This window comes from Oxalobacteraceae bacterium OTU3CINTB1 (genome assembly GCA_024123955.1).
Classification (GTDB): Bacteria; Pseudomonadota; Gammaproteobacteria; order Burkholderiales; family Burkholderiaceae_D; genus Rugamonas.
Map to the genome: position 1 here is coordinate 1288565 of CP099652.1, position 16355 is coordinate 1304919.

The 16355-nt window shown below is 65.1% G+C and carries 8 protein-coding genes and 4 pseudogenes; 4 read left to right on the top strand and 8 right to left on the bottom strand.

The features are described 5' to 3' along the window. Window positions 1-17: 17 nt before the first annotated feature. The 3 genes from NHH73_05530 to NHH73_05540 form a co-directional block, all read right to left on the bottom strand. Window positions 18-359, bottom strand: coding sequence for a DUF1840 domain-containing protein (locus tag NHH73_05530; protein USX27754.1), 342 nt, complete (start codon window positions 357-359; stop codon window positions 18-20). Between the two features lie 175 nt (window positions 360-534). After that, window positions 535-1041 (bottom strand): hypothetical protein, encoded by a 507-nt coding sequence (locus NHH73_05535; protein ID USX27755.1) that lies wholly within the window; start codon window positions 1039-1041, stop codon window positions 535-537. Next, window positions 1038-2786 carry a M1 family metallopeptidase gene (locus NHH73_05540; GenBank protein USX27756.1) on the bottom strand — a complete coding sequence of 583 codons (1749 nt, stop codon included), beginning with the start codon at window positions 2784-2786 and terminating at the stop codon, window positions 1038-1040. Before NHH73_05540 ends, NHH73_05535 begins: the two co-directional genes overlap by 4 nt. Window positions 2787-3167: 381 nt before the next feature. On the opposite strand from NHH73_05540, the pseudogene NHH73_05545 reads away from it, so the two are divergent. From NHH73_05545 to NHH73_05560, 4 pseudogenes are all read left to right on the top strand, one after another. After that, window positions 3168-3653, top strand: a pseudogene (locus NHH73_05545) (MCP four helix bundle domain-containing protein). A gap of 183 nt (window positions 3654-3836) precedes the next feature. Further along, a pseudogene (locus NHH73_05550) lies at window positions 3837-4715 on the top strand (methyl-accepting chemotaxis protein). A 305-nt stretch (window positions 4716-5020) separates the two neighbouring features. After that, window positions 5021-5503 (top strand): annotated as a pseudogene (locus tag NHH73_05555) (MCP four helix bundle domain-containing protein). A 96-nt stretch (window positions 5504-5599) separates the two neighbouring features. Then, window positions 5600-6640 (top strand): annotated as a pseudogene (locus tag NHH73_05560) (methyl-accepting chemotaxis protein). 6 nt (window positions 6641-6646) lie between these two features. On the opposite strand, the gene NHH73_05565 reads toward NHH73_05560, so the two are convergent. The 5 genes from NHH73_05565 to NHH73_05585 all read right to left on the bottom strand — a co-directional run bounded on the left by NHH73_05565 (window position 6647) and on the right by NHH73_05585 (window position 16354). Beyond that, on the bottom strand, window positions 6647-8494 hold the full coding sequence (locus NHH73_05565; protein ID USX27757.1) for a glycoside hydrolase family 28 protein: 1848 nt from the start codon (window positions 8492-8494) through the stop codon (window positions 6647-6649). A gap of 4 nt (window positions 8495-8498) precedes the next feature. Further along, complete coding sequence (locus NHH73_05570; GenBank protein ID USX27758.1) at window positions 8499-10313, bottom strand: glycoside hydrolase family 28 protein; 1815 nt, start codon at window positions 10311-10313, stop codon at window positions 8499-8501. Between the two features lie 11 nt (window positions 10314-10324). Continuing rightward, the gene (locus NHH73_05575) at window positions 10325-12010 is read right to left on the bottom strand and encodes a glycoside hydrolase 43 family protein (GenBank protein ID USX27759.1); all 1686 of its coding nucleotides are present in this window, start codon (window positions 12008-12010) and stop codon (window positions 10325-10327) included. A 4-nt stretch (window positions 12011-12014) separates the two neighbouring features. Then, the gene (locus tag NHH73_05580) at window positions 12015-14840 is read right to left on the bottom strand and encodes a TonB-dependent receptor (protein USX27760.1); all 2826 of its coding nucleotides are present in this window, start codon (window positions 14838-14840) and stop codon (window positions 12015-12017) included. A gap of 65 nt (window positions 14841-14905) precedes the next feature. Beyond that, a complete protein-coding gene (locus NHH73_05585; GenBank protein USX27761.1) occupies window positions 14906-16354 on the bottom strand; it encodes a pectinesterase family protein in 1449 nt (482 codons plus the stop codon). Window position 16355: the final 1 nt, after the last annotated feature.

Genomic DNA, 16355 nt, shown 5'->3' on the forward strand with positions numbered 1-16355 from the left:
TTCCCATTTTTATCGCGTTACACGCCCCAGATAATGCTTTCGTTTTCCTGCTTGGCCGAGCGCAGCATCTCCAGCAGCGGATAGGCGCGGGCGTGGAAGCCCACGCGCTGCATGACGGCATGCTCCACCGTCTCGTTCTCTTCCTTCTCGTGCGCGTGGATGTCGTGCTCGACATCGTTTTCAGGGTGGAGTTTGCTTTCGGCCACTTCATGCTCGAGCACCGACAGCGCCTGCTCCGCCTCGGCGGCGGTGATCACGCCGCGCGTGGGATTTTTATGCAGCAGGTCGAGGATGCGTTGCGCGTGTTCCTGATACATCAGGACTTCAGGGCTGGATTTGGATTTGAAGGCAATTAACATGATGCGCTTTCTTAGTATTATTGATCGAGAGGTCCGACGGTGCGCCGAATGACAAAGCAGCGGCGTGCCGTTGCTGTTCACATTAGGTCGTCAGGGAAACTTTACAAGAGACGAGCCCATCTGTATGGACGTTAGCGCACGTCAATTAAGCATCTTCTAAGCCAGGCGCCTGTTTTCAGTTCAATTTGAAGGAGCTGAACCAGGTTTCCACGGTGTCGCGCACGATATTTTTCTCCCGCCCCATGACAATGACCTGGTAAATGCGCGCGTCCTTGGCGATAAAACGCCCGATCAGCAGCATGGGCTCCCCATTTTGGCTGCCTTTCGCCTCGACATCGAGCATGGTCCGGCCGGCCGCGGCCGACGCCGCGCTTTTGGTCACCGTGGCGCCGATGTTCTTGACCAGCGCCGTCTTCATGGCCTCGAGAGCTGCCGGCGTGCGCGCCGCGTCCGCCAGTTGCGCGCTGCCGACCGCGAACACCACGCCGTCCACCTCGGTCGCCGTCATCGTCATGTTCACGTCCAGGTCGTCCAGCTTGATGGCGCGGGTCTGGCTGGCGGGCTTGCCGGGGAACATCACGGCGTACGGGGCGTCATTGCTGCGGTAATCGCGCCAGTCGTATTGCGGACTGCAGGCGGACAAGGCGGCCGCCATCAGCAGCGCCAGCGGGATCTTTTTCATGAGGCCTTCTCTTTCTGCTTTTTACGTTCGTCTTCGTCGCGCTTCCATTCGTCGATATGCGCTTCCTGACGCAGCACGCGGGACGCCGGATCGACAGTATAGTGCGCGCCGGCCGCCAAAGTCAGTTCGCCACCGCCGCCGCTCATCGGCAGCCGGACGATGCGCTCGCCCCGGTCGTCGACGATGCGTACTTCCAATGGCATCGGGAACGGGCCGCCATCCTTCAGCTTCCACGCCAGCCGTAGCTGGTCGCCGCTGCGCGTTTCGACCAGTTCGGGCAGCGCCGCGTGGTACAGGTAGGCGTCGAAGAACCAGCCCAGGTCGCTGCCGCCCACCTCGCTGGCGATGGCGATGAATTCCCTGGTGCTGCTCCAGCGCGGCTGGAAGTTGCCGGGCGTCGGCGTCTCTGTGCCGTAGACCATGCGGCGCGTGGCGCGGAAGAAGGCGTCGTCGCCGATCAGGTTGCGCAGCGTGTGCAGGATCAGCGAGCCCTTGGTGTAGATGTCGTTGCCCGGACCGCCGCGCTTGTCGTCGTAGACATCTTCGATGCGCTGCGGCTTGCCGCCGACCACCGGCACCTTGTTGCGCAGCGACTTGCGCTGGTTGAACAGCTCGGCCTGGAATTCCATGTCGCCGCGCAGCCATTGCAGGTACAGCGGCTGCATGTAGCTGCCGAAACCCTCGTGCAGCCACATGTCGTCCCAGTCGGCGTTGGTCATCTGGTTGCCGAACCACTCGTGCGATAGTTCGTGGTGCAACAGCCAGTCGTAGCCGTAAGGCGACTTCAGGTAGCCGTTGCCGTAGGCGTTGATGGTCTGGTGCTCCATGCCAAGGTGCGGGGTTTCGACGACGCCCATTTTCTCGTCGCCGAACGGGTAGGGGCCGATGCGGCGCTCGAAGAAATCGAGCATGGGCGCGAACTCGGCGAACAGGCCCCTGGCCTGCCGCTCGTGCCCTTTCAGATACCACATGCGCAGCGGAATGGTGTTGCCGTAGCGGCTGGCGTAGTCGCCCGACAGCATCTCGTAGGGGCCGATGTTGAGCGCGATGCCGTAGGTGCTGGGGTTCTTGGCGCGCCAATGGTAGGTGCGCCAGCCGTCCCTTTCGTCCATGCCGACGGCCACGCCGTTGCCGGCCACCACCAGCGGCGCCGGCACGCTGATGTGCAGGTCGATCAGTTTGGCCTTGCCCATCGGATGGTCTATGCAGGGCCAGAACAGGTCGCAGCCTTCGCCCTCGACGGTGGTGGCGATCCACGGCTGGCCGTCCGTTGTTTTGCTCCAGGTGAAGGCGCCATCCCACGGGGCGCGCCTGGCCACGTGCGGCACGCCGTGGTAGCGGATGCGCACGGTGGTGCTGGCGCCCGCCGGCAGCGGCGTCGGCAAGGTGAGGTACAGACGGCCCTCCGGATTGCTGATCGCCGAGCGCGCCAGTTCCACGCCGTCGACGCTGGCGCCGTCGACCGGCAGGTTGCGGTCCAGCTCGACGGCAATGCGGGTCAGCGGCGTCGTTGCCAGCGCGTTGGCGGTGAAGGTTAGCGCGGCGTCGCCACGGATGTTTTGCGTGGCGGGATCGACGCGCAGCGCCAGGTCGGCTTTGTCGAACGTGACGGCCAGTTGCTCCGGCGCGCGCGGGCCGCCGGAACCGGCGGTGAAGTCGGTCAACGGCATCTGGGTGGTGGCGCAGCCGGCTAGCACGGCGCAGGCGGCGAGCGTGGTCAGGAGGTGCGAGGGCAGGCGTGTCATGCGGGTTCCGGCGTGTGAAATATCGATCAGGAAATATAGCAGTAAGCATCACGAACGGCCATCTTCCGGCGTGCCGGCTGCGGTAGTGTGGACTGGCAGCCTCAGCAGCGGAAGGATGTCGTCGGAAAAGTTCACTATTTTTATTTTCTTGTGGCAATTCTTTTGACATTTGATAAGATGAGTCATCAACTTGTGGTTACCGGGCCAGCAATGTCCTGGTCGAACTATTCCTCCCGTCCCCATGCCCCCGGGACAATGCAGTCCTTCACCGCGTCCCTGATTCCTGCCGCTTTTCGCGCAAGCGACCTGATGCCATCGTCAGCATCGATCGTCGTTTGTTACCTACATCGCTGCGCATGCAGCCCGAAAACGGAAACAATTATGAAAATCTCTAACTTAAAAATCGGAACCCGGCTCGGCCTTGGATTTGGCGTGGTCGTCGTCTTGCTGCTTGCCGTGGCCTTCATCGCCATCAGCCGCATCAACCTGATCAACGATGCGACGGACGACATCCTGAACGACCGGTACGCCAAAGTGTCGCTGGCCCAGGATATCCAGACCGAGGTGAACTTGCAGGCGCGTTATCTGCGCAACGCCATCATCGGCGCGGCCGATCCGGCCGAAGTTTCGACGTCGCTGGGCAAACTGAACGCGTCAGTGAAAAAGAATATTGGGCTCCTGGCCAAACTGAAGACCATGCTGAATACCGAAAAGGGCCGGGCGCTATTCGACACCGTGAGCGAGCGCCGCAACACCTATGCGACCGCGCGCGACGCGACTGTCAAGCTGTTGCTGGACGGACAGCCGGACCTGGCAGGGAAATACCTGCTCAAGGAATTGCGCGGACCGCAAAATGCCTTCTTCGAATCGATTATCGCGCTGACGGATTTCCAGGAATCGTTGATGAACCAGTCGGGCCAGCAAGCGGTGGCCGATGGCGCGTTCGCCGTCCAGATGACGGTGGCGCTGTCGGCGTTCGCCGCCATTGCCGCCGTGCTGATCGGCTGGTTCATCACGCGCTCGATCACGGGACCTGTGAACCAGGCTGTGGCGCTGGCGCAAACCGTCGCCGCCGGCGACTTGAGCAGCCGCATCGAGGTGCAAAGCAAGGACGAGATCGGCTCGTTGATGCAGGCGCTCAAGGACATGAACCAGAGCCTGAACGACATCGTCGGCCAGGTGCGCGTCAGCACCGACGAGATCGCGACCGCGACCGGGGAAGTCGCCACCGGCAATATGGACCTGTCGTCGCGCACCGAACAGCAAGCCAGCGCGCTGGAAGAAACCGCCTCGTCGATGGAGGAACTGACCTCCACCGTCAAGCAGAACAGCGACAACGCGCGGCAGGCGAACCAGTTGGCCGTGTCCGCCGTCGAGGTGGCGCGCCAGGGCGGCGCGGTGGTGGGCGAAGTGGTCACGACGATGGGGCAGATCAACGAGTCGGCCGCGAAGATTTCGGACATCATCGGCGTCATCGACGGCATCGCCTTCCAGACCAACATCCTGGCGCTGAACGCGGCGGTGGAGGCGGCGCGGGCGGGCGAGCAGGGCCGGGGCTTCGCTGTGGTGGCGTCGGAAGTGCGCAACCTGGCGCAGCGCTCGGCGGGCGCGGCCAAGGAAATCAAAACCCTGATCAACGACTCGGTCGAGCGGGTCGACGCGGGCAACAGGCTGGTCGCCAAGGCCGGCACCACGATGACCGAGGTGGTTGCCAGCATCCAGCGCGTGACCGATATCATGGGCGAGATCACCGTCGCCAGCCGCGAACAGGAAGTCGGCATCGAGCAGATCAACCAGGCGGTCACCGAAATGGACACGGTGACGCAGCAGAACGCCGCCTTGGTGGAGGAGGCTGCGGCCGCGACGGGCGCATTGGAGCAGCAGGCGGCCCATCTGGCGCAGGTGGTCAGCGTGTTCAAGCTGGACACCGGCGCGCGAAACGCACCGCCGGTGGTGGCGCATTCGGCTTCCTCGCCATCGCGACGCACGGTCCCGCGCCTGGCGCTGGCCGGCTGAGGACGGCTGCCGCCCGGCAGAGCGGCAGCCCTTCATTGACGCACTGACGCCGAACGGCGCGGCATGGCCGCGCCGTTCAGCGTTTACGCTATCAACAAGCATGCTGACGCGCTGAAACAACACGCAACCGTCCGGCTTGCCTTGTCGCAATATGCGCAACGGCCATTGGGGCCAACATCTAAATGTTGCTATGCCAATAGACCCCAATGGAAACTATCATGAACATCTCTAACTTGAAAATCGGAACGCGGCTGAGCCTGGGATTCGGCGTGGTGGTGCTGCTGTTGGCCGCCGTGGCGCTGGTCGCCATCACCCGCATCAACCTGATCAACGAGGCGACGGACCGGATCTTGAGCGACAGCTTCGTCAAGTTGACGCTGGCCCGGCAGATTCAGACCGAGGTGAATGTGCAATCGCGCTTGCTGCGCAACGCCATCATCGGCGCGGCCGACGCTGCGGAGGTGCGGGCGCAGCTGGAGAAGCTGGATGCGTCGCTGAAGGCGAACGAAGAATATATCGTCAAGCTGGACGCCATGCTGACGCTTCCCAAGGGCAGGGAATTGTTCAAGACGCTGAGCGAGCGGCGCGACGCCTACACCGTCGCGCGCACCGCCATCATCAAGATGATCAGGGAGGGGCAGTCCGAGCAGGCCGGCAAGTACGTGAGCAAGGAACTGCGGGTGGCGCAAACGCCGTATTTCAACGCCATCAACGCGATGGAGGATTTCCAGGAATCGCTGATGAAGAAAGACGGCGAGCAGATCGCGGCGGGCGGCGCGTTGGCCGTGCAACTGACGCTCATCCTGTCGGTGACGGCGACGATCATGGCGGTGCTGATCGGCTGGTTCATCACGCGTTCCATCACGGTGCCGGTGAACCGGGCCGTGGCGCTGGCGCAGACCGTCGCCGCCGGCGATTTGAGCGGCTATGTCGACGTGCAAAGCAAGGACGAGATCGGGGCGCTGTTGCGAGCGCTCAATGAAATGACCCACAGCCTGAACAAGATCGTCGGCCAGGTGCGCGCCGGCAGCGACGAGATCTCGACCGCGACGGCGGAAGTGGCCAGCGGCAATCTGGACCTGTCGTCGCGCACCGAGCAGCAGGCCAGCGCGCTGGAGGAGACCGCGTCGTCGATGGAGGAACTGACCTCCACCGTCAAGCAAAACAGCGACAACGCGCGGCAAGCCAACCAGTTGGCCGTGTCCGCCGTGGACGTGGCGCGCCAGGGCGGCGCGGTGGTGACGGAAGTGGTGACGACGATGGGTCACATCCACGCGTCGGCCGGCAAGATCGCCGACATCATCGGCGTCATCGACGGCATCGCCTTCCAGACCAACATCCTCGCCTTGAACGCGGCGGTGGAGGCGGCGCGCGCCGGCGAGCAGGGACGGGGCTTCGCCGTGGTGGCGTCGGAAGTGCGCAACCTGGCGCAGCGCTCGGCGAGCGCGGCGAGGGAAATCAAAACCTTGATCAACGACTCGGTCGAGCAGGTCAACGCCGGCAATCAGCTGGTGGCCAAGGCCGGCACCACGATGACCGAGGTGGTCGCCAGCATCCAGCGGGTCACCGACATCATGAGCGAAATCACGGCGGCCAGCCGCGAGCAGGAGGTCGGCATCGAACAGATCAACCAGGCCGTCAACGAAATGGACGCGGTGACGCAGCAGAACGCCGCGCTGGTGGAGCAAGCGGCCGCCGCCACGGCGGCGCTGGAAGGCCAGGCCTCGCATCTGACGCAGGTCGTCAGCGTGTTCAAGCTGGAGCAGGGACGCGCCGCGCCGGCGGGCCACCAGCCGCACAGGCGGCCGGCGCCCCAACTGGCGCTGGCGACGGTTTGACGGCGGTTATGACGACAAACGCTGGTTGTGGACCTTGCCGGCGATGGTCACGTTCTTCAACACGAGCTCCTTGACGTTATACAGGTACGCCGGCTGCTTCACCACGGGCGTGCCGAAGTCGCAGTCGCTGATGGTGACATGGCTCACCGGCAGGATCTGCGGCGTGCCCGGTCCGTTGTAGTTCACCGCCACCGGCCCCAACACCACAATCGGCTGGTAGCACGAGAACTTGCCCTCTTTGGTCTGCACATTGCCCACCTTAATACCCAAGATATGCACGTTGGTCACCAGCGGCGGCCGCGTGCGGATGGTATCGTCGAGCGGGCTGTAGTCGCAATCGAAGGTGATCACGCCGCCGGCGCCGGCGGCCACCGTCTTCTCCGGAATCCCGGACCCCGGCGTTGGCTTGTAAAACGCCGGCGTGGTGCGGATGCCGTTGGGGATCTGCACATTGCGTACATAGAAATTCCGTAAAAAGCCGCCGCGCGCCATATTGGTCTTCAGCCGTATGGCGATGTTGAGCGGATCGGTCTTCCAGTTGGCGTTCTCGAACACCAGATTCTGCGCATACACGTTCTGGATGCCGCCGGACATGATGCTGCCCAAAGTCAGCGCGCCATGGCCGCTGTGCATCCGGCAATTCTGCACCACCACGTTCTCGCATGGACCGAACTGCGTATCCGTGCCCTTGCCGGAATCGATGGCGATGCAATCGTCGCCGGTGTTGAACTGGCAGCCTTCGATCAGCACGTAACGGCACGATTCCGGATCGAAACCATCGTTGTTGGCGCCCATGCTGTTGGCGTAGATGCCTTTCACGTGCACATTGGCGCAGTCCACCGGGTTGTGCTGCCAGAACGGCGTGTTGGTGGTCTGGTAGCCGGCCAGCAGCACATCGGTGCAGCTGATGAACTGCACCATGTGCGGCCGCAGGAAGTGGCCGATGCCGAAGATGCGCTGCCTGGCCGGCACGCGCGCCTCGCTCAGCGCGCGCAGGTAGTGCGAGTCCGACAGGAACCACGGATCGTCGCCCTGGATCTTCGCGGCCTCCTCGGCGGACAAATGCGGCGCGATCTCGGCCAGCGGGCGGTTGCGCGGGTTCGGCCGCTCCTGCACCTTGCCCACGGTGAACGGCACGTGCACCTCGCCCTTGCGCTCGCGGCCTTTCCAGGACCACCAGCAATCGGCATCGCCGGGGAAGGGCACGCCGGCCTGGCCGTCGAGGATGGAGGTCCAGTCCTCGCCGGTGAGGGCGATGTTGCGCTGGCCGTGGGCGTACACCAGCGATGAGTAATTCAGGCAATCGTTGCCCTCCCAGCGGGTCAGCGACAGCTTGCCGTTGGCGCCGCAATCGAACTCGCCATGGCGCGCATAGTCGAGCGGATTGGCGGAGAAGTAGACGTGCGCCCCCTTGGCCAGATGCACGTGGACGTTCGACAGCAGCACGATCGGCCCGGCGCACAGCCAGTTGCCGGTCGGGATCAAGACGCGGCCGCCGCCGGCCTTGTGGCAGGCGGCGATGGCGGCGCTGATGGCGGGGTAGCAATCGGTCGCGCCGGGCGCCGGCGTGTGGATGTCGGCGCGCTCGCTGGAGCCGACCCAGGCGTTGATCGGCACCACGTCGCACGCCTTGCCGCCAAACGCGGTGATGACGAAATCCTCCTTGCGGAAGGTGAGTGGCTTCGACACGCGGTCGATGATGGCCTGGGCCTGGCGCCAAGGGTCGGAGGAAGCGGCCGGGGCCGCCATCAACTGTACCGGCAGGCCGCCGGCCAGGGCCAGGGTACCGCCCGCCAGCGTCTGCATGAAGTTGCGGCGGGCGGCATGGGTGGTGGACGTGGTCATCGTGGTCATCGCGTCAGGTGTCCAGTACCGTCGAGATGGTCTTGCCGGCGATGCGCACGTTCTTCAAGACCAATCCCTTGACGTTGTGGGTGAACCAAGGCTGCTCGGCATTGCGCGGCGTGCCGAAATCGCAGTCGGTGATGGTGATGTCGGTCAGCGGCAACACCGGCGTGCCGGGCTTGCCGTTGAAGCTGGTCGCCACCGGTCCCAGGATCACCATGGCCTGGTAGCAGGAGACCTCGGCGCCGCCGACCTTGATGTTGCCGGCCTTGACGTTGGAGATGTGCACGTGCGACACCGACGGCGGCCGGATCCGCACATCGTCGTCGGCCGGCGCGTAGTCGCAGTCGATGGTGATCAGGCCGCCGCCGCTGGTCGACACCGTCTTCGGCTTGATGACCGAGCCGGGCAGCGGATTGTAAAAGCCCGGCGTGGTCTTGACGCCGTTGGGCACGGTCACGTCGCGCACGTAGAAGTGGCGCAGGAAGCCGCCGCGATTCATGTTGGTCTTCATGCGGATGGCGGTGCCGAGCGGGTCGCTGTCCCAGTGGACGTTGCGGAACTCGATGCGTTGCGCGTACACGTGCTCGATGCCGGCCGCCATCTCGCTTCCGAGGGTGACGCCGCCGTGGCCGCTGTTCATGATGGTGTCCTGGATCACCATATTGCGCGTCGGTCCTTCGGCGATATCGCGGTTCTTGCCGGACTTGATGGCGATGCAATCGTCGCCGGTGTTGAACAGGCAGCCTTCGACCAGGATGGTGTCGCACGACTCGGGATCGAAGCCGTCGCTGTTGGCGCCCTTGCTTTCCATCCGCACCTTGCTGAAGTGGACGTTGCGGCAGTTGACCGGGTGGTGCAGCCAGAACGGCGAATCGAGCAACTGGTAGCCCTGCATCAGCACGTCCGTGCAGCCGACGAATTCGACCATGCACGGGCGCAGGTAGTGGCCGAGGCCGAAGATGCGCTTGGCCACCGGCACGCCGGCCTCGGACAGCGCCGGCAGGTAGCGCGAGTCGGTGCGCCAGTCGGGACGGGTGCCCTGGATCAGCGCGCGCTCGGCGTCCGACAGCATTGGGGCCACCGCCGCCAGCGATTCCGGATTGGCCGGGTTGATCTTGCGTCCGTGCATGGGCGCCTGCTTGTTCTTGCCGCTCCAGTCCCACCAGGAACTGCCGCCGCCGGTTTCAAACGGCACACCGGCCTGGCCGTTGAGGATGCTGGTCCAGTCCTCGCCGGTCAGCGCGATGTTGCGCTGGTTGTAGGCGTAGATCATCGGCGAAAAGTTCAGCACGTCGTTGCCCTGCCAGCGCGAGATCACCAGCTTGCCGTTCTTGCCGCAATCGATATCGCCGTATTTGGCGTAGTCGTTCGGGTTGGCGCTGAAGTAGACCTCGGCGCCGGCGGCAAGATGGACGTTGACGTTGGACAGCAGCACGATCGGGCCGGCGCAGTACCAGGCGCCGGCCGGAATCAGCACGCGGCCGCCGCCGGCCTTGTTGCAGGCGGCGATGGCGGCGGCGATGGCCGGATAGCAGTCAGGCGACTTGGCGACCGGCGACATGCGCTTCAGCGGCTCGTCGCCGCCGGTGGTGGTGATCTCGGCCAGTTTGCACGGCTTGGCGCCGAACTTCGTGATCGGGAAGTCTTCCTTGCGAAATACCAGCGGCTTGGCGAAGCGGTCGATGATGCGCTGCGCCGTGGCCCAAGGGTCGGCGGCGGCTGGCGCGGTCTGACCGAACGCGAGCGGCGCGGCGCCGCCGAGCATGGCGCCGGCCGAGGCCGCGCGCAGGACGTTGCGGCGTTGTGGGTTTACTGCTTTAGTCATTTTATTCTCCATCATTGCGCGCTGACGCGGAAGTAATCGACATCCAGGCTGGACGCCTTGGCGCCTGTGCTGCCTGACGCCCCTTCGCCGATGCTGAACACGCCCATCTGCGCGCCCACCCAGCGGCCCTTGCTGATCTTGAGCGGCTGGCCCACGGTCTGGAAGGTCACGTTGTCGGTGCTGTAGGCGAAGCTCGCCATCGCGCCGGGCGCCATCGTCATGCGCAGGTACAGCGCCGACGGCGCCGACGGCAGCACCACGGCCGTGGTTTCCTTGCAGCGCACCACGGCCGGGCCGCACGTGGTGTAGACCAGCTGGGTCGCGTCGGCTGTCTTGCGCAGGCCCAGCCAGGCGTATTGCATGGCGTTGACGATCAGTCCCGCGCGGTCGCCGTTGTTGGCGTCATTGAGCTGGACGCGGGTGTTGACGACGAACTCCGGCGCCGGCAGCTTCTGCGCCAGCATGGATGGCGCCGCGCGCACGTAGTCGGCCGCATCCGGCGCCGCCTGCGTGAACAGGCGCAGCTGGCCGGGACGCTCGCTCAGCGAATACCATTTCGCATTGCTGTTGGCGTTCCACTGCCATTGCAGGCCGAGCCGCGGGCCGCCGAATTCGTCCGAGGTGGGCGGCGTCTTGATCGCCGCGCCCGCCACCGGTTTGGCGTGGGTGAGCACTGGCTGCCCGGCGCCCGCGTTGGGACCGGTTTCGCCCATGATGGGCCAGTCGTCGACCCAGCGCAGCGGTTGCAGGTGGACCACGCGGCCGTAGGCATTCTTGTCCTGGAAGTGCAGGAACCAATCCTTGCCGTCCTGCGCGCGTACCCAGGCGCCCTGGTGCGGGCCGTTGACCTCGGTCTTGCCTTGTTCGAGCACGGTGCGCACTTCGTACGGCCCGTTCAGGCTGCGCGAGCGGAACACCGACTGCCAGCCTTCCTCGACGCCGCCGGCCGGCGCGAACACGTAGTAGTAGCCGTTGGCTTTGTAGAACTTCGGCCCTTCCAAGGTCTTGTAGCCCTTGATCGCGTTGCCGTCGATCAGGGTGGTGCCTTTGGTGTCGAGCAGTTTGCTGGCGTCCGGCGCCATGCTGCGCAAGGTCAGGATGTTGTTGAAGCCGGCGCGGCTCTTGGCCCAGCCGTGCAGCAGGTACGCCTTGCCATCGTCGTCCCACAGCGGGGTCGGATCGATGATGCCTTTGCCCGGCAGAATCAGCTTGGGCGTGCTCCACTGGCCGTCGAAACGGTCCGCCGTGATGACGAAGATGCCGTGGTCCGGATCCGGGTAGAAGATCCAGAACTTGCCGTCGTGATAGCGCAGGCACGGCGCCCAGACGCCCTCGCCATGGCGCGGCACGGCGAAGCGTTCGGACGGCACCAGAGCCGGCAAGGCGTGGCCGACCAGCTCCCAGTTGACCATGTCCTTGGACGTCAGCAGGGGCAGGCCGGGGGAACTATTAAAGCTCGACGACGTCATATAGTAAGTGTCGCCGACGCGGATCGCGTCCGGGTCGGAATAGTCGGCGTGCAGGACGGGGTTCTTGTACTGGCCGTTGCCGAGGTCCGATATCCACGGGGCGGCGGCCGGCTTGGCCGGCTTGGCCGGCGCTGGCGAGTCCACCTGGGCGGTCTGGCACGCTGCCAGCGCGAGCGGCAGCAGCACGGCGCCGGCGATTTTGTAGCGGTTCATGGTTGTCATGGTCATGGCATCAGAAGGTGTATTCGGCGCGCAAAGTGTAGGCGCGGCCGATCGGTTTGGCGATGTTTTGCGCAAACACCACGCGCGAGCTCAAACGCTGGTTCGACAGCGGCGGTTCCTCGTTCAGCAGGTTGTTGACGCCAAAGGTCACTTTCAGGTTGTCCGAGAACTTGTAGTTGGTGCTCAGGTTATACAGGATGTAGTGGTCGATGACATTGTGGAACGGCTGGCCCGGCTTCTGCGTCGGCAGCGCGTTGGTGTCCTCGTAGCTCGAGGTGTAGGACTGCGTCAGCTGCGCGCCGAACTTGGCGTAGTTCCACGAGAAGCGCAGGTTGTGCTTCCACTTGAAGATGTAGGTGTTGGCCGAGGTCGAACCGGTCGCCAGCGCGCCCGGACGGCCGACGCTGTCGACCCAGGCGCCGCCGGCGTCGTTCTGGCCTTCGTACTGGTCGACATAGGTGCCGTCCAGGTTGACGCCGAACTTGCCCCATTGCTTGGTCGGCACCACGTAGCGGAAGCTGACGTCGACGCCGCGCGTGTGGAGGCCGCCCATGTTCATGCGGGTGACGACGATGTAATCCAGCGTGCCGTCCGGGTTGCGCGTAAACAGGTTGTTGTAGCGGTTGACGTCGGAGAAGATGGTGTCCTCGGTGATCTGCGCGATGGTGCCCTTCATCTTGATGTCCCAGACGTCGAACGACAGCATCATGTTCTTGACCGGCTCGAGTACGATGCCGGCGGTGTAGGTGCGCGACTCCTCCGGTTGCAGATCGGGGTTGGCGCCGGTCAGGGTGGTCAGCTGGGTGTTGCAGACGCGCGCCGGATCGAGGTTCAGGCCGGCGTAGCGAGGGTCGGTGGTCAAGCTGCCGGTGTTCGGCTGCGACGGCGTCGGGCCAGGGCACAGCAGCGGATCGTCCCAGCGGTTGACCGACGGGCTGCGGGTGCGCGCCGCACCGTACAGCTCCGGCAGGGTGGGCGCGCGGAAGCCGGTGCTGGCCGTGCCGCGCAGCATGACAGCCGTGTGCGGTTCCCAGCGCACGCTGGCCTTCGGGTTGAAGGTCGAGCCGAAGTCGCTGAAGTGGTCGGCGCGGGCCGCCAGCGTGAGGTCGAGCTTTTTGGTGATAGGCGCGTCGAGCTCCATGTACAGGCCGCCGATGGTGCGCGCGCCCTTGGGATTGGTGCCCGGCGCGCCGGACGATTTGTAGGTCACCGCGTTGGCCAGCATGCTGGTGCGGTCGCTGTACATTTCGCGGTGCAGGTCGCCGCCGACGGCGATCGCCAGCGCGCCGCCTTCGAGCGGCATCAGCTCGCGCGAGAGGTTGAAGTCCGGACCGAAATATTTGACGCGGGCGGTGCGGTAGTTTTCGCCGTCGACGCTGATGCTGTCGAGATAGGCGCGCCCCTCGGCGTCCTGCTTGCCGAACGGGTTGAGCGTGCCGTTGGCCACGCCCGCGTACAGCTCCGGCGTGGTGACGAAGCCGCTCTTGTAGCCGACCCGGCGCTCGCTCATGGCGGCGTTGAAGCCGACGCGGTAGTCCCAGCCCATGACCGCGCCCTCGTCGGCGACGACGATGCGGTTGGTGTTCTGGCGGTCGTGGGTGCCGGCCGTGCCCAGTTCGTCCAGGCTCCACGTCAGCGCCAGGTCCTGGCCGGTGACGCCGGCCACGGCCGGCACGCCGCCGCTGCCGCCCGGATACCACTTGCTGCTGCGGTTGATGAACAGCGGCTTGCGCACGCCGGGGTTGAGTTTGTCGTAATCGGTTTGCGCGCCGAACACCTGCGGCGGATTGAGCGCGTCGATGTAGGACTCGGTGTTGAGCATTTCCACGGTGAATAGCTTGTCGTCGCCGTGGCGGATCGAGGCTTTGGTGAACAGGGTGGTTTGCTTGTTGTCCGGCAGCAGTTGCGGGTAAATGGTCGGGTCGAGGATGCAGGTCTTGGCGCCGGCGCCGGAGGCCTTGGTCGAGGCCAGGCTGTACGGCGCGTCGTAGTTGCTGCCGCAGCCCGTGGACCAGTACGGGTTGCCGGTGGCGGTGGTCGGCTTGCCGTTGTTGTAGACGGTGTAGTTGGCCGGCGACGAGGACGAGCCCGAGGTGTTGCTGGTGAAGACGGTGCCGCCCAGTTGCGCGATGCGTTCCGGGTCCCAGATTTCCGGACGGCTCTTTTGCATCAGCGACGTGCGGCGCTGCATGTCGAACGAGGCGAAGACGTTCCAGCCATCCTTTTTCAGGTCGCCGGTGCCGCCGGTGATGGACACGCGCTGCTGCTCGCCGCCGCCGGAGCGTTGCGGCTTGACGATGCCGGCGCTCAGGCTGACCTTGTTGACGGTGCGCTTGGTGATGAAGTTGATGACGCCGGCGATGGCGTCGGTGCCGTAGATGGCCGAGGCGCCGTCGCGCAGCACTTCGACCCGCTCGACCGCGCTCATCGGCACGACATCGACGTTGACCGAGCTGGCGCCGATGGCTTCGTTGGGCAGGCGTCGGCCGTTGAGCAGCACCAGGGTGCGGTTGGTGTTGAGGCCGCGCATATTGATCATGGTGCCGCCGCCCCCGCCGCCGACCGGCTCGTTGGTGGCGCCGGTGACCAGCGAGGTGGCCACCTCGGACATCGTGGTCAGGCCCTGGGCTTCCAGTTCCTCGGCCTTGTAGGTGGTCAGCGGCAGGGCGTTCTCGGTGGCGATGCGCTTGATCGACGAGCCGGTCACTTCGACGCGGGTCATGCTCTCGTCGGCTTGCTGCGTCTGCGCGTGGGCCGGGTTGGTCAGGGCCAGCACCGCCAGGGTGATGGCCGTGAGGGCGAGCCGGGGTTTGGGATTGTTCGTCGTGGTTGTCATGTTCTAGTCTCCTATTTTTTTATAATGAAACGTCTGTGGTGAAGCGGTGAAGCCAGGTGTAACAATTACGGGACGGGGTTCCAACCCTTGCCGTCGTTGAATGTGTTGAAAATCTGTTGTCTGCTGCCGAAGCGGGCCGCGACCTGTTCGGCCGTCAACTGGTGGCCCGGCGTGCGCTGGCTCAGATCCAGCGGCCGTCCCGCCAGGTCCGTGCTGCCGAATTCGCTCCAGCCGGCGCCCGGTTTTGCTTCCGGCGTCTGCGGCTTTTTCGGCGCCCAGCCCTGCGCCGCGATATGGTTGTCCATGCGGCAGTTGATAAAGCTGACGTTGTCCCAGGTCGCCGGCGGCCCCTGCCGCGCGAGGTAGGCTTTGCGCGCCGGCACATCGTTGCCCAACGGGCCAGGACCGTGCGTCAACCGGCTGTTGAGAAACACAAACCCCGGCTCTCCGGCCGCGACGGTGCGCGCCTGCACGATGTAGCCGCCCCCGCCGGCATGGGCGCTGTCGCCGACGGTGCGGATCTCGCTGTCCTCGAACAGCGCCGCCCGGTTGCCGCCCCAGATGAAATCCACATTGCCGGCGATCAGCGTGCGGTGGAACCACGAATAGCCTTTGACCTGGATCGTGTCCTGCTCGCTGAAGAAGCTGGCATCGCGCGCAATAAGGCGTCCCCGGTCGCTGCTGAAGACCAGCGTCTCGGCCTGGCCGCCCTTGCTGTGCGCGCGCACGGTGTTGTTGATCAAGGTGAGATGGTCGAGCGTCACCATGTCGGCATCCTCGATCAGCAACACCGAGCGGCCACCGTTGGCGGCCGGTGTCAGCGGTCCGCGGCCGGCGCCGGTGCCGGGATTGATGCCGTCGTTGTTGGTCGCTTCGAGGATGACGCCGTCGCGACTTTCGCCACGCAAAGTGATGTTGTCCTTGCCGCGCAGGTATAGCAGTTGGTCATAGCGGCCGTCGGCGATGCGGATCGACACCGGCGCCGCGCGCGGCAGTTGGCCCATCGCGTGGTTGAGCGCGCCCTGGACGGTACGGAAGTCGGCCGGACCGTCATCGTCGACGCTGAGGTTGTTGCCGGTCGGCGCCGCCGCGCGGGTGCGGAAGGTCCACGGGGCGATGCCGGCGCCGGTGAACACGCCGGCGTCGATGACGATTTCGTACTCGGTGTCGTAGTCGAGCTTGGCGCTGTGCGGGCGTATGGTCGCGGTCGCACCTTGCACGGTGATCGGCGTGTAGCGCACCACGCGCTTGTATTCCTGCTGCGGGTTGCCGATGACATCGACGTCCTCGCCGGTGCGCAGCTCGTCAACGAGCGCGCGGTCGGCGACGCGGTAGATGCGCACCGCGCCCCCGGCGCCCAGCACCGGCGGCTTGTCGAAAACGATCCGCAACGGCGTGTCGACCTGGACGTCGGCGGCGCGCGCGGCCGGCGACAGTTTCCACCGGGGCGAGTCCGCGGCGTGACCATGCAGCGGCAACGCCGCTCCAAGGAGGACGGGAAAAAGGAGCCGCATG